This is a genomic window from Arthrobacter pascens, from assembly GCF_030816475.1.
GTDB classification, from domain to species: Bacteria; Actinomycetota; Actinomycetes; order Actinomycetales; family Micrococcaceae; genus Arthrobacter; species Arthrobacter pascens_B.
The window spans coordinates 411,970-425,550 of sequence record NZ_JAUSXF010000001.1; the positions used below are offsets into that span (position 1 = coordinate 411,970).

The 13,581-nt window shown below is 64.3% G+C and carries 12 protein-coding genes; 8 read left to right on the forward strand and 4 right to left on the reverse strand.

What is annotated here, in order from left to right:
* Positions 1-54 precede the first annotated feature (54 nt).
* The 3 genes from QFZ40_RS01860 to QFZ40_RS01870 are packed head-to-tail and all read left to right on the forward strand — an operon-like array spanning position 55 to position 3,434.
* The gene (locus QFZ40_RS01860) at positions 55-1,014 is read left to right on the forward strand and encodes a carbohydrate ABC transporter permease (RefSeq protein ID WP_306902529.1); all 960 of its coding nucleotides are present in this window, start codon (positions 55-57) and stop codon (positions 1,012-1,014) included.
* Between the two features lies 1 nt (position 1,015).
* Entirely contained in the window at positions 1,016-1,894 is an 879-nt protein-coding gene (locus tag QFZ40_RS01865; RefSeq protein ID WP_306902530.1) for a carbohydrate ABC transporter permease, read from the forward strand.
* Between the two features lie 7 nt (positions 1,895-1,901).
* Entirely contained in the window at positions 1,902-3,434 is a 1,533-nt protein-coding gene (locus QFZ40_RS01870; RefSeq protein ID WP_306902531.1) for a glycoside hydrolase family 32 protein, read from the forward strand.
* Positions 3,435-3,460: 26 nt separating this feature from the next.
* Here QFZ40_RS01870 and QFZ40_RS01875 read toward each other — a convergent pair whose 3' ends face one another.
* Positions 3,461-5,494: a glycogen debranching N-terminal domain-containing protein gene (locus tag QFZ40_RS01875; RefSeq protein WP_306902532.1), complete on the reverse strand. Its 2,034-nt coding sequence runs from the start codon at positions 5,492-5,494 to the stop codon at positions 3,461-3,463.
* A gap of 368 nt (positions 5,495-5,862) precedes the next feature.
* Here QFZ40_RS01875 and QFZ40_RS01880 point away from each other — a divergent pair, with 368 nt between their 5' ends.
* From QFZ40_RS01880 to QFZ40_RS01890, 3 genes are all read left to right on the forward strand, one after another.
* Entirely contained in the window at positions 5,863-6,954 is a 1,092-nt protein-coding gene (locus QFZ40_RS01880) for a LacI family DNA-binding transcriptional regulator (protein ID WP_306902534.1), read from the forward strand.
* Positions 6,955-7,132: 178 nt separating this feature from the next.
* Positions 7,133-7,852 carry a GAF and ANTAR domain-containing protein gene (locus QFZ40_RS01885; RefSeq protein ID WP_306902535.1) on the forward strand — a complete coding sequence of 240 codons (720 nt, stop codon included), beginning with the start codon at positions 7,133-7,135 and terminating at the stop codon, positions 7,850-7,852.
* 12 nt (positions 7,853-7,864) lie between these two features.
* Positions 7,865-8,287 carry a hypothetical protein gene (locus QFZ40_RS01890; protein WP_306902536.1) on the forward strand — a complete coding sequence of 141 codons (423 nt, stop codon included), beginning with the start codon at positions 7,865-7,867 and terminating at the stop codon, positions 8,285-8,287.
* Between the two features lie 38 nt (positions 8,288-8,325).
* On the opposite strand, the gene QFZ40_RS01895 is transcribed toward QFZ40_RS01890, so the two are convergent.
* From QFZ40_RS01895 to QFZ40_RS01905, 3 genes are all read right to left on the reverse strand, one after another.
* Positions 8,326-9,351, reverse strand: coding sequence for a LacI family DNA-binding transcriptional regulator (locus QFZ40_RS01895; RefSeq protein ID WP_306902537.1), 1,026 nt, complete (start codon positions 9,349-9,351; stop codon positions 8,326-8,328).
* Between the two features lie 77 nt (positions 9,352-9,428).
* Complete coding sequence (locus tag QFZ40_RS01900) at positions 9,429-11,114, reverse strand: family 43 glycosylhydrolase (RefSeq protein ID WP_306902538.1); 1,686 nt, start codon at positions 11,112-11,114, stop codon at positions 9,429-9,431.
* Positions 11,111-12,166: a hydroxyacid dehydrogenase gene (locus tag QFZ40_RS01905; RefSeq protein ID WP_306902539.1), complete on the reverse strand. Its 1,056-nt coding sequence runs from the start codon at positions 12,164-12,166 to the stop codon at positions 11,111-11,113. Before QFZ40_RS01905 ends, QFZ40_RS01900 begins: the two co-directional genes overlap by 4 nt.
* A gap of 155 nt (positions 12,167-12,321) precedes the next feature.
* Between QFZ40_RS01905 and QFZ40_RS01910 the strand changes: the two genes are divergently transcribed.
* Positions 12,322-12,834 carry a GNAT family N-acetyltransferase gene (locus QFZ40_RS01910; RefSeq protein WP_306902540.1) on the forward strand — a complete coding sequence of 171 codons (513 nt, stop codon included), beginning with the start codon at positions 12,322-12,324 and terminating at the stop codon, positions 12,832-12,834.
* Positions 12,835-12,904: 70 nt separating this feature from the next.
* On the forward strand, positions 12,905-13,498 hold the full coding sequence (locus QFZ40_RS01915; protein ID WP_306902541.1) for a DnaJ family domain-containing protein: 594 nt from the start codon (positions 12,905-12,907) through the stop codon (positions 13,496-13,498).
* Positions 13,499-13,581: the final 83 nt, after the last annotated feature.

Below are 13,581 nucleotides of genomic sequence, written 5' to 3' on the forward strand. Positions count from 1 at the left end.
GTCGTACCTCCAACGTCCCAGCTCATCCGACGCTGTAGTTCAACGGAGACTCCCATGACAACCACTCAGCTTCCCTCACCCGGCCGGCGCGTGGCGGACCCCGCCAAGGCGGTACCGCCGGGCAGGCCGCACCGGCGGCCACGATACCTGCGCGAGCAGCTCAGCGGGTGGGGAATGATCGCCCCGGCCGCGATCCTCCTGCTCGCCTTCGTGTTCCTGCCCGCTATCCTGGGCTTCGGCCTGGCGTTCACCAACGCCCGCCTCGTTTCCCCCCGGCCCGTAGAGTTTGTCGGCACTGACAACTTCGTCCGGCTCTTCACGGATCCCACGTTCTGGCGGGCACTGCTGAACGTCAGCTATTTCGCCGTGGTGGTGGTGCCGGTCCAGTCGGCCCTCGCCCTGGCGATGGCCGTCCTCATCAACAAGAAGTTCCGCGGTGTGAACTTCTTCCGCACCCTCTACTTCCTCCCCGTGGTGACGTCCATGGTGGTGGTGTCCCTGCTGTGGATGTTTATGTACCGCAAGGATGGGCTGATCAACGAGTTCCTGTCGACGGCCAGCTTCGGCCTCATCCACGGTCCGGACTGGCTCAACGACACAGCCACGGCCATGCCCGCCATCATCATCCTGTCCATCTGGCAGGCCGCCGGCTTCCACATGATCATCTGGCTCGCCGGACTGCAGAGCATCTCCGGTGAACTGTACGAGGCGGCCCAGCTTGACGGCGCCAGCCGCTGGCACCAGTTCCGCTACGTCACGTGGCCGGGCCTGAAACATACCCGCACCCTGATCCTGGTGACCATCACCATCCAGGCGCTCGGGCTCTTCGACCAGGTCAGCGTGATGACCCAGGGCGGGCCCCTCGATTCCACCACCACCATCATTTACGAGGCGGTGCGCTCAGGCTTCAAGCAGCAGGAAACCTCCTACGCCTCAGCCATCTCGCTCGTATTCTTCGTCCTTGTGCTGCTGATTTCAGCAGTACAGCGCTACCTGACCCGAGAGAAGGACTGACGTGAAGAACTCCATTCGTCTCAGCAGTGCCGGCGCCATGGCAGTCCGCATCCTGTTCGCTGCCGTCGCAGCCTTCCCCATCGTGTTCATGCTGGTGTCCTCCCTCAAGCCGGACCAGCAGATCTTCGGCGACATGTCCTCCGTGGCAGCATTCCTGCCGATCGGAAACATCTCGTTCGACAACTATGGGGCGGTGTTCGACCGGGTCCCGGCCGCCCGCTTCCTGATCAACTCCATCGGCATCTCAGCGATAACCGTTGTGCTCGGCATCTTCATCAACAGCCTCTGCGCGTTTGCCCTGTCCCGCATGGAGGTTCGCGGCAAGCGCGTCGTCTTCACGGCGATCCTTGCCACCCTGATCGTGCCCTTCCAGACACTAGCCCTTCCCCTGGTGTGGTGGGTGAACCAGCTGCCGTACTTTGAGCTCAACGGATTCAGCCTCGAGATCTCGAAGGGCTGGCTGGATACGTATCAGGTGCAGATCATTCCGTTCATTGCCAATGCCTTCTCCATTTACCTGTACCACCAGTATTTCGAATCGATTCCGAAGGAACTGGATGAGGCCGCGCGCATTGATGGGGCCGGCTGGTTCAAGATCTACCGCCAGGTGGTGATGCCTTTGGCCGGGCCCGCTACCGCCACCGTTGCCATCCTGACCTTCCTGCCCGCCTGGAACTCCTACCTCTGGCCGCTCATGGTGGTCCAGTCCGAGGAGCTCCGCCCGGTCATGATCGGTATCCAGTACTTCTTCCAGCTGAACGTCTCGTGGGGCGAAGTCATGGCCTACGCCTCGCTCATCACCGTCCCCGTGGTGGTCCTGTTCATCGCGTTCCAGCGTTCCTTCATCAACAGCATCGCCTCCAGCGGCGTCAAGGGCTGATCGATTCATGAAAACAACCACCGGGCTCGACTCCCGGTACCGGCCCAAATGGCACTATTCAGCCCGGCGCAACTGGCTCAATGACCCCAACGGGCTGGTCTACTACAAGGGCCTGTACCACCTCTTCTACCAATACAACCCGCACGGCGATTACTGGGGAAACATGTCCTGGGGCCACGCCACCTCCACCGACCTGCTGAGCTGGGAAGAGCAGCCTGTAGCCATCGCCTGCGACGACCAGGAGGCCATCTTTTCCGGCTCCGTTGTAGCGGACGTGAACAACACCAGCGGCTTTGGCACCGCCCACAGCCCGCCCCTCGTGGCCATCTACACCAGCGCCTACTCATCAGACTCGCTCCTGGCCGGCCTGCAGGCCCAGTCCCTCGCCTACAGCACGGACGACGGCGCCACGTGGACCAAGCACAACGGAAACCCGGTCCTCAACCGGGGCTCCGCGGACTTTCGGGATCCGAAAGTCTTCTGGTTTGAAGGCGATGCGGGCAGCTACTGGGTCATGGCCGCCGTCGAAGCAACCAGACGTGAAGTTGTCCTCTATAAGTCAGCAGACCTGCTGACCTGGGAGTACCTCAGCACTTTCGGTCCGGCGAACGCCACCGACGGTATCTGGGAATGCCCGGACCTGTTTGAGCTGCCGGTGGACGGCGACCTTTCAGATACCCGCTGGGTGATGGTGGTGAACCTCAGTCCCGGCGGCATCGCCGGCGGTTCCGGCGGCCAGTATTTCATCGGAACGTTCGACGGCGTGACGTTCCGTTCCGAAACGACCGTCACCGAAGGCCTGCAGGTCGATGGCAGCCGGATGGCCGACTATGGCTGGCTCGACTGGGGCCGGGACTACTACGCGGCCGTTTCATTCGGCAATGTTCCTGACGGACGGCGGCTGATGATGGGCTGGATGAACAACTGGCAGTACGCCGCCGAAACCCCTACTGACGGCTGGCGCAGTGCAATGTCACTCGTCCGCGAAGTCAGGCTGGTTGCCAAAGAGGGCCGCCCCCAGCTGATCCAGGAGGCCATTGACCCGTTCGACGACGGGACGGAGGCCCTGGTTCTGGGCGGGCAGCCGCTGGCCCCGGGACTTACCTTGCTTCCCGACACCTGCTTCGGTGAGGTGCTGAGGATCGACGTCGAGTTTGAGCCCGGGACCGCGGGAAGGGCCGGGATCGCGCTGCGGGCCGACCCGCTGCAGGAGGCCGGGTCGGAGGACTTTTCCAAAATCGCGGAGGGCACAGTCATTGCCTACGACCCCGCCGCTGGAGAGCTGATCCTGGACCGCACCGGTTCCGGGGACGTCGGATTCCACGAGGCATTTCCCTCTGTCGAAAGAGTTGCAGTGCCCTTGGAAGATGGTCGGCTTCGGCTTCGGATCTTCCTGGACCGCTGTTCCGTAGAGGTCTTCGCCCAGGACGGCCTTGCGACGATTACCGATCAGATCTTCCCGACGGGCTCCAACACCGCCGTCGCCCTCCTGGCGGAAGGCGAAGGAGCCGCCCTGGTGAGCCTCGCCGTCGTGCGCTGACGGGAGGCACCGCCGACGACGGCCCGCTAGGCCGGCGTGACGGTCGCTGCCCCGTGCCGGTCGACGTCCACAGTGAACGATCTGCCGCCTGCCTGCAGCCCTTCGAAAGTGCAGGCACCGAAAGGTACCGGGACAGTTGCCGTCACGTCCGGAAGCTGCCCGGGACCTTGCGGGGTCAGTCCCAGTGTTGCGAGCATCACGGGAATCGCGGAAGCTGCCGCCCAAGCCTGCGGGCGGCACGACGCTGGATAGGGCTGGGGTCCGCCCTGGGCTGAGCTGTGACCGGAAAACAGCTCGGGCAACCGGTAGTCGAAGATTTCCGCTGCGTCCGTCAGTCCGGCAGCCAAAAGTGCTGCTTCCTCGGCGTAGCCTGCCTTTGTCAGGCCTTCCAGGGTCAATGCCGTGTCATGGGCCCAGACGGAACCTGAGTGGTAGCGCAGGGGCCAATATCCGCCGTTGCCGGTGTCCAGGGTCCTGACACCGTACCCGGAAAACAGTGTGGGGTGCATGATCCTGCGGGCCACGAGTTCACTTTCCTCCTCATTGAGGATGCCGGTGCCCAGCAGGTGGCCCATATTGCTCGCGACTCCGTCCACTGCGCGCTTGTCCACGTCCAGGGCTATGGCCGGGTAGGCGCCGAGGTCGTCCCGGCACCAGAACGCGGTGCGGAATTTTCCGGCCAAATCCGCTGCGTAGGTTCGCCATTCCTCCGCGCCGTTGCGTCCGAACGCTTCGAGCAGATCCGCTGCGTTGATAGCCGCCTGGTAGGCATAGCCCTGCACTTCTGCCAGTGCGATAGGGCCTGTGGCCAGCGAGCCGTCGTTCCAGCGGATGGAGTCGGCGCTGTCTTTCCATCCCTGATTGGCCAGCCCGTATCCTGTCTCGTCAATGTACTCAAGGAACCCGTCGCCGTCGGGGTCCGCCCAATCGCGCAGCCACACCAATGCCTCTTCCAGATTGGGCATCAGGTCCTTGACTTCCTCCTTCGGCATGCCCCATTTCCAGGCGTCGTGGAGGAGGGAAATCCAGAGCAGGGTGGCGTCCACTGTTCCGTAATACACAGGCGGAAGGCGTAGTTCACCGTTGCTGGCGTCCGAGGGCATCCGCAGCTCGCCGCGGCGGACTTCGTGGAGGATCTTCCCCGGTTGTTCGGCAGTTGCGGGGTAGCTCTTTGTCCCCTGGCGGGCTGCGAGGGTCCGCAGCGTCCCGGCCGCCAGCGACGGGTCCACGGGAAGAAGCATCCGGGCGGCGATCAGGGAGTCCCGGCCGAAGAGGGTGAAGAACCACGGAGCCCCGGCGGCCAGGAAAACATCCTGGGGTGAGCCGACGGCGGACATCCGAAGTCCCTCGAGGTCCCCGAGTGCCCGTTCTGCCAGGGCCGTCAGGCGGCGGTCGTCGGCCCGGACGCGAAACGGTGCGCGAGCGGCCCGGGCGCCGGCGATGAAGGGGGCAAGGCTGTCCTCCGCCTGCACCTCCCAACCCACGCGGGCCGTACCGCGGGCAGGGATGACCACTTCCCACCTGAGGCGAAGCCGGCTGTCGTCCTGTTCCACCAAGGCGCCGGGCGCGCTGACCAGGGAGGTCACGCCTTCCTCGGCTGCCTGCCAAACGGCCCCACGGACTACCGGGCGGACAGGGTGGGCCCGGCCGCCGGCTTTGACCGATTCCAACGGTGAAAAGTCGGAGCCTAGGTCCATCTGGATCAGCGCAGTGACGTCCTTGCTCAGGTCGGACCGGAGGATGATTACCTCGCTGACCCGATCGGTGAGGGCCCTGCGTCGACGGGTCAGGCTGACCAGCGGATCAGGGTTCTCACTTCCGAGGGTGCGGACAAGGGCCTGGAAGGAAACGACAGAACCCTGTACCTGGCTTGAGCCAACAGGTTCGGGCTCCTGGCCGTTGACAGTGAGGACAGCCTCGTCGATGACCCTTGTATCCGCGCAGTAGATCCCCTGGACTCCGCCGCTGCGCCGCAACTGCCCGTCATGGCCTGACCAGACCTGCATGGGTGCGGCCAGGAGCACATTCAGGTCATGGAGGAAGGGCTGCCGGTTGTTCATTGATACTCCTTGGCCGCAAGCGCGGAAATTTGCTTTGGGCACTGCACGTGGGCGGTTGAAAAATTGCTGGGCAAAGCGAAGGGGGATTCCTCGCTGACCAATCTCTGCGGCTGCGGACCTACCGGTCACCAAGTTCGAATACATACCGTCGCAGCCGGCATTTGATCGTTCAAATCTTTGCAGTAATCGTTGATGGGTTCAAGCTCTCCTTGTCATTGCAGGAGCGTTTGGTGGAACCCCAAGCCCGCGGCATCCCGTCACTGAGAGAGCGCCGCGGTGTCATACACTGAGGAAAAATCCGCGTTGATCGTTCAAATGATCGGGCCGGACAAACAGTTGATGGATCAGCTAGGAAGAGGGGAGGATCGATGGGTTCCCGGCCCACTCTGGCAAGTCTTGCGCAGCAGCTCGGCGTGTCACGGCAGACTATTTCGAACGCCATCAACTCGCCCGAGCGTGTCAGTCCACCCACGCTCGAACGGGTCACGGAGCTGATTGCCGCATCGGGCTACCGTCCGAATACGGCCGCCAGGCAGTTGCGTACGCGCCGTTCCCGGAACCTTGGGTACCGGCTCTTTCCGTCAGCGGACGGCATTAACGGAGCCATCATGGACAGGTTCCTTCACGCCCTCACCGGGAGCCTGCAACAGCACGGTTATCGGGTTACCGTCTTTGCCGTCCCTGACGACGACGCCGAAATCCAGGCATACGGGGAGCTGCTGGAGACTTCCGATCTTGACGGGTTCATCCTTGCGGACACACGCCAGGATGATCCGCGGACGCGCTGGCTCATGGACCGGGGAGTCCCGTTTGTCACGTTCGGGCGGCCCTGGACCGCCGACAATGAGTCCTGTCCCCACGCCTGGGTGGATGTGGACGGCCAGGCGGGGACTGCGGAAGCCACAAGCTATCTGTTGGGCAAGGGCCACCGCCGCATCGGCTTCCTTGGCTGGCCGGAAGGACCGGATCTGCCGCGAGAACGCCCGGCAGGTTATGAACTAGGACGCGACCGCCGGGAAGGCTGGAAGAAGGCGCTTTCTCCCCATCTGGACCCGGGAGAACTGGATTCGCTCTTCGTGGGAGTCCCTGACAGCATCCGCGAAGGCGCAGCAGGGGCGCTGGCCCTGCTTGCCAACGGCGCCACGGCCATAGTCTGTGCCAGCGATTCCTTGGCACTCGGGGCATCGGAACAGCTTCGCGCCGCATTTCCGGAGAAGGTCCCTGCGGTTATCGGCTTCGACGACACCCCTGTCGCTGCCGCGCTGGGGATGAGCAGCATCTCCCAGCCTGTGGAAGATGCGGCAGGCAGGGTAGTGGACATCATGCGTTCCATCCTGGACGGCACCCGAATCCTGGACAGTACAAAGGACCAGACGGGGAGGGCCCAGCACATACTTCTTCCCTCGCGGCTCGTGCTGCGGGACGGGGCAGGACCGCTGGCCACCCCTTCAGCACCATAGGCACCACCCCGCCTCGAAGCGAGGACCGCACCTCTCCTTGCCGGGGATAACAAGTACGTTAGGAAACGTGCATCGTACTGGCTGAGGACTATGCTGAAAGAGGCAGGTGGTTCTCTGCGCGACTGTTTCTCCAGGCGTCCCGAGGCTCGTTGGCCGGACACTGACGGAGGAGCAAATCATGGAGCAAAATCTTCCCCTTGATGAACTCTCGACTGTTCTTGGCAGGATCCAAGGCCTGCTGCTGACGGAAGAGAAAGTAGACAGGGCGGTGCACCTCCTGGCCCGCGCCATCAAGGATTCGATTCCGGGAACCATCGGCGCCGGCGTGTCACTTCTTGATTCCCGGGGCCGGCGGACAAGCGCCGGCTTCACCGACGCCATCGTCGAGCGGGCTGATGCTCTCCAGTATGAGCTGGGGCAGGGCCCGTGCCTGACTGCATGGGCGGCCGAGGAAACCGTGGTGGTGGACGATGTGCTGACCGATCCACGCTGGCCGGAATGGAGCGCGGCAGTGTCGTCCTTGCCCATCCGTTCGGTCATCAGCACGCCGCTTATCACCGGGAAGGAGAGCCTCGGCGCGCTGAAGGTCTATGCCGCTCTGCCCTCTGCCTACGAACCAGGCGCGGGCCGGCGGCTGGAGCTATTTGCCGGGCCCGCGGCCACATTGCTGTCCCACATCCAAAGCAGCGAGGTGCCACGCCGTATCAGCGAGAGCCTTCAATCCGCCCTGTACAGCCGGGACGTGGTCAACAGGGCCTGCGGGGTTTTGATGGAACGGCAGAGCCTCAACCACGACGACGCCTTGCAGGAGCTGATCCGCGAGGCCCGGGACACAGGCAGGCCGCTGCGGCAGGTCAGCGCTGACGTGATAGCCGGGACGCCGGCCGACCGGAACTGAAGGCGTAGCGCGATGGGCTTTGACCCCCACGAACCCGAACAGCGGCGACGACTCCGGGCGGCGCTGAAAGCCTCTGACGTCAGCATCGGAGAGCTGTGGCTGAACTATTTCAGCATCGGCGGCGCGGTGGGCGAATACGAGGTCGAGGCATATCTGCAGGGTCTACTGTCGCTTCCCGAGACTCAACGGGACTTGCTGGCCATGGCGGCCAACGAACTCATCGACAGGGTTCCGCGGATCCACGCACCCTACTCCGATGACTTGACCACCTCCGATGACCTGACGACGGAAGCCGAGCATGGTCCTGACATGGACGACCAGCAATCGGCCAACCAGGAAAGCGCCAGTCAGGAAAGGGCCGGCCAGGAGAACGCCGACCAGGGTCGTAGCCAGTCAGCCAGCGACAACATACCGGGCGAGGAAGAACCCGGCTGAGACCCCTCCGGCAGGGAACGTCCGGGAGGTGCGGGCGGTCAGCCGACGGCGGCGGTGGACTCCCGGAGGATGAGTTCGGGTTTGACGGTGGATGAGCCGGGCGGGGTTCCCGTTTCGACGGTCGCCGCCAGCAGGGTGAAGGCCCTGGCGCCCAGATCCTGGAAATCCTGCCGCACGGTGGTCAGGGCAGGGCGCCACAAGGCTACGTGCGGCTGGTCATCGAAGCCCACTACGGAGACGTCCTCAGGGACACGCCGGCCGCTGTCCAGAAGGGCGCGGATCACGCCGATGGCAACGTCATCGTTTCCACAAAACACGGCCGTCACGTCCTCATTGGCGGCGAGTTCCTGTCCTACCCGGTAACCACTGGCCGGTTCCCAGGTAGCATGCAGCACGGGCGGGATGGTGGCGCCTGCGGCAGTCAGGGCGGCCCGCCAGCCGTCGGTGCGGCCTGAATGCTTGCCCATCGTGGGGACGGAGACGTGGTGGACCGTTTTGTGCCCAAGCGACAGCAAGTGGTTCGTGGCGTCCTTGCCTGCTCCGCGCTCGTCCAGCAGGGCACCTGTCTTGCCCGTGCGCCTGGTCCCCCCACCGGCCACCACCAGCGGGATGGAAGAGGGAAAGGCCTTGACGGCGGCCAGCCCGGGGCGGTCGAACTCCAGGATGATCACGCCGGCCACGGGCTGGGACAGGACAAGGTCGATGGCGGCGTTGACGGCTTCGTCGTCGTCGGACTCAACGACCGCGATGATGACTGACATGCCTGACTGCCGCGCGGCCTTTTCGATGCCTTCGATCGTCTTGGCGTAGCCGTAGTTGGATGTACCGCCTGTCAGGACCGCCACCATCGAGCGCTTGCCGGACCGGGTGGCCCGCGCTGCGCCGTTGGGCCGATAGCCGAGTTCCGCGACGGCTTTCATCACGCGGTCGCGCAGTTCCGGTGCCACGAATTTGCTGCTGGTCAGGACACGCGAGACGGTCGGCACGGACACGCCCGCGGCCTTCGCGACGTCGCTAAGCACAGGCACTTTCTGCCTCAGGGGAGGGGCCGGTTCCTTGGTCACCTTCACAGCGTAATCCCAAATACTGCCGAAGCCGGACCGGCGTGCTGCCTACGGGTAATCGTTTTCATCTGAGCTGCCTAGTCTGTCCGGTAGTGGAAATCCGTGAAATCCGCGGTGAAGCTCCGGTCTCGCAGGTCCTGTGCGGCAACACCGACGAAGGCGCCGGTGAACCTCAGGCTCCCACCGTGGTCATCGGACAGCTGGAGGGCGTCCAGTTCCGGTCCGATGAAGCGGGGCGGCTCGCTGCCCTGGCTCCAGGAGAAGCGGAGGCGGGCCCCATCCAGGGACCCCTCCAGCCGGACCGGAAGCCCGGGGTCCAGCACCACGGCCCCGTGTGACTGCAGCCCCGTCAGCGGATCCTTTTCGAAGACCTCAAGGATCTGCTCCACCGGGGCGTCGCCGGGAATGAGCTCCCCGCCCACTTCACGAACAGTGGTTCTGAGGTAAAAGTAGCTTGCGGTGTTGTAGTAGAAGATGAGTCCCGCGCTTTGCGTGAAGTTTGCGGGCCGCGCCTCAACGGTGACAGCTGCCGTGACGGCGGGACCGGTCAGCCGCCTCGCTATCAGGGACTGCTCAAACAGGGAATCCGTGCTGTGCCGGCCACGGAGCCTTAGCCAGCCGGGACGGTCAGAGAGACTGGCCCAGTTCGCATCGGCCGGGTGGCGGAGCGTGCTCCAGGGCCAGCCGACAGTCAGCCGGCCGTCGCCGGCCGGGTGACCCGGGGTGAAGCCGCCGAAGCCGCCGGCATCATCGGCTCGCACGGCACGCGGGCGAGTAGCGGCTGCCGGAACCCGGGCATCGGCGGTGGCGGAAGCATCGCCGTCGGACGCCGCAGCCTTGACCGTAAGGGCAGGGGACCACCCTCCCTGCTCGAGCCGGAGCCAGCCGTCGTCTGTCAGCCGGAGACGCTGAATACACGTCTCACGGCCAAGCACCGAATACTGCCTGCCGTTCTTTTCACTCCAGCGGCTGGCCAGGTGCGCCAGGAACATTTGACCGTGGGCGTCTACGGCGATCTCACCATGGCCTGCCTTTTGCAGCTCATGGGAGGCGTCATCGCGGGTGGTGAGCACGGGGCCGTGAGGGTCGGGTTCATACGGACCGAACAGATCATCCGCCCGCATCATGGCGATTCCGTGGTTCTGCCCGGTGCCGCCTTCGGCCAGCATCAGGAAGAACTTGCCTGCGAAGGTGTAGAGGTTCGGCCCCTCAATGAGCACGGACCGGCGGTGGATGATCTGTGGTTCCCCGACGGTGGCGGTGCCGGCCGGGTTCAGCTCCTGGAGGTTAATGCCGGCGAAGCCGCCGCGGCCTGTCGGCCGGTGGTCCCACTCCATGTTGAGCAGCCAGTGGCGGCCCTCGTGATGGAATATCGAAGGATCGAATCCTGTGGTGGTAACACGGGCTGGCGCGGACCACGGCCCGGCCACGTCTGCGGAGCGCGTGATGTAAGTGTCCATGTCCTTGTGTGGCCCGCCGAACCCCCGGACCACTGTGAAGACCAGCCAGAAGCTCCCGTCGCTCCAGCTCAGCGACGGCGCCCAGATAGCCCCGGAATCCTGCAGCCCGCGCAGATCGAGCAGGGCGTCAGGCCCCGAAAACGAACCTGCAAATTCCCAGTCCACAAGATTCCGTGACCGGTGGATGGGGATCGTGGGGTACCACTCGAACGAGCTGTTGGCGAGGTAGAACCATTCGCCCACGCGAATCAGGGACGGGTCCGGGGAGAAGCCCGGGAGGACCGGGTTGGTGAGCAGGGTCATGGGATGGTCTCCAGGTGGGGCTGTATGGCGGGCATCGACCCCAGCGGTTCAGGATGTTCGAAGGGCTTGCCGGCGATGTATCGCTCCAGCTCGGACACCACATGGTCACCCATGCGCAGCAGTTCCGTTCCCATCGAGCCGGCGATGTGCGGGGTCAGGATGACATTCGGGAGATCATAGAAGACGTGCCCGGCGGGCAGCACATCCGGCATCGCGACGTCCAGAATGGCGTTGATGCGGCCGGAAACAAGCTCGGCTTCAAGTGCTGGCTGATCCAGGATTTCTCCCCTGGCTGTGTTCATCACGGTCGCTCCGGTCCGAAGCAGCCCCAACTCACGGGCGCCGATCATCCCGGTGGTTTCAGGAGTCACCGGCACATGGAGGGAAACCACATCGCTGCGGGACATCAGGGCATCGAGGGGAACCAGCTTCGTACCCAGGGAAAGGGCGGCATTTTCGTCCAGGTAGGGGTCATAGATGAGGACCTCGAGGTGGAATGGCTGCAGAAACCGCGCGACGTTCCGGCCGATGCGGGAGGCACCCACGAGCCCCACGGTCTTTCGGTAGTTGCCCGCGGCCGGATATTCGGCTTCGCGGTCCACAAAGCCGCGCCGCGTCCGGTAAAGATTCGCAGCCTCGAATGCCTGCTTGTTGGCAAGGAGAATCATGGCCAGGGTGTACTCCGCCACCGGGATGCCATTGGCTTCGCCGGCATTGGAAGCCGTGATGGTCCGTCCCCGGGGGATGGGCGGCATCTTGTCCGCGACGACCCCGCCTGCGTGGATGACAGCCTTGAGGTTCACCGCGCGTGCCAGGATCTCGGGCGTGAGGGCGGGGCAGCCCCAGCCGGTGACCAGTACTTCGACGCCGGGCAGCAGCTCCTGGGCTTCGGCGGAGGAAAAGTCTTCGAAAACCGGTCCCCTGAGATCGGCAAGATGCCTCAGGTGCCCCTGCGCTTCCGGCGACAGCAGCTGGCCGAACAGATCTGGTGGAGACATGACAGCCATCGCGGCAGGGCGGTGCTCCGGGGGAACTGGGGTGTGGAGGGTCATTCTCACTGTTTCGTTCGATGATGACTAGCTAGCTAGGAAAACGTTATCCCCATCATGCGTTATGTGCCGCTTACAGTCAACAGACGGCGCAGCAAGTGACGTGAATCCGGGTTCACGACCCTCCGGAGAATCACGGTGCCCGATAGCATGGCCGGGTGGCGGACATCATTCACTTAAACCCGGAGGAAGGGCAGGCCAGGCAGGCACTAGGCAGGCTTCTGATTGCCTACCACCGGCAAACGGAAATGGAGAAGGCCTCCCATGGAGTCGGGGCACGTCCGGCAGGCGGCTCCTTGCCAGCCAGGTACCAGCGGGAGATCGATTCGCCCTTCAAAGCATTCGCAGGTTCCCGGTTCATGGTGGCGAAGCAGGGCGGTGAAACGGTGGGAATGGTCGTCCTGAGCCCGGGCGGACCGGGGATCAAGGAAGTGAAGCGGCTGTGGGTAGAGCCCTCCGCCCGGGGTGCAGGGGTGGGCGCCGCGCTGCTCCAGGAGGCCCTGCACGCCGCCAGGCTGTCCGGTACTGAAGGCGTGCGCCTCACGGTCTGGGAATGGCGCCACGTGGCAGTGCGCTCGTATCTGCGGTTTGGGTTCCAGATGGTTCCGTCCTGGGAGGACCGGGCAGGACTTCATTGCCTGGAACTGCGGCTGGCGGAAGACCCGGACTGACCGTTGAAAGTCGCTGCTGGCGGCTGAATACTGGAAATCAGGGGTTACTGGGCGAAGGTGGTGGCGGCCAATGAGCGGCGGGGCGGGTAATGTCAGGCGGCGCCTGGAGCGCGCCGCGGAATTACGTACCTACCGTGGCGCAGGAATCAGTCCGCAGGAAGAGGCCGAGCTTGAGGCCGCGGAGGAACAGGAGCGGCAGAAGCGGAAAAAAGTCGATGATGCTGCCAGGGTGGAATACCTGATCCGGGACGCCATGGCGCAGGGGAAGTTCGACAACCTCAAGTATGCGGGCAAGCCGGTTCCGGGGCTGGGGGAAGCCTACGACCCCGATTGGTGGGTCAAAGGCCTGATCCAGCGGGAGAACATCAGCGGGCTGGGGCCAAAGGCCATCCTGCTCCGCACCGAGGACGCCGAACTGGACGCAACACTGGACGCGCAGTTCACGGAGAAGCAGGTCCGCGACATCCTGAATGACTTCAATGCCCGAGTGATTGAGGCCCGTCGCCAACTCCAGGGCGGCCCTCCGGTGATCACCAAGACCCGCGACGTCGAGGCCGAAGTGGCGCGCTGGCACGAGCGCCGCACGGCAAGGGAAGTTGAGGCTCCGCAGGAACCGGAGCCCCGGCGCTCGTGGTGGCAGCGGATCTGGAAGGGCACCGGCTAGGAACGACGACGACGGCCGCCGGCTTCCGCCGTCGGGCTCCTGCCTTGCGCGGTCCTTCGGGCCTACGGAGCCGTCACCACATA

Coding starts and splice junctions, on each gene's coding strand:
- QFZ40_RS01870 (WP_306902531.1), top strand. CDS start 1,902: ATGAAAACAACCACCGGGCTCGACTCCCGGTACCGGCCCAAATGGCAC.
- QFZ40_RS01875 (WP_306902532.1), bottom strand. CDS start 5,494: ATGAACAACCGGCAGCCCTTCCTCCATGACCTGAATGTGCTCCTGGCC.
- QFZ40_RS01915 (WP_306902541.1), top strand. CDS start 12,905: ATGAGCGGCGGGGCGGGTAATGTCAGGCGGCGCCTGGAGCGCGCCGCG.
- QFZ40_RS01885 (WP_306902535.1), top strand. CDS start 7,133: ATGGAGCAAAATCTTCCCCTTGATGAACTCTCGACTGTTCTTGGCAGG.
- QFZ40_RS01860 (WP_306902529.1), top strand. CDS start 55: ATGACAACCACTCAGCTTCCCTCACCCGGCCGGCGCGTGGCGGACCCC.
- QFZ40_RS01900 (WP_306902538.1), bottom strand. CDS start 11,114: ATGACCCTGCTCACCAACCCGGTCCTCCCGGGCTTCTCCCCGGACCCG.
- QFZ40_RS01880 (WP_306902534.1), top strand. CDS start 5,863: ATGGGTTCCCGGCCCACTCTGGCAAGTCTTGCGCAGCAGCTCGGCGTG.
- QFZ40_RS01905 (WP_306902539.1), bottom strand. CDS start 12,166: ATGACCCTCCACACCCCAGTTCCCCCGGAGCACCGCCCTGCCGCGATG.
- QFZ40_RS01890 (WP_306902536.1), top strand. CDS start 7,865: ATGGGCTTTGACCCCCACGAACCCGAACAGCGGCGACGACTCCGGGCG.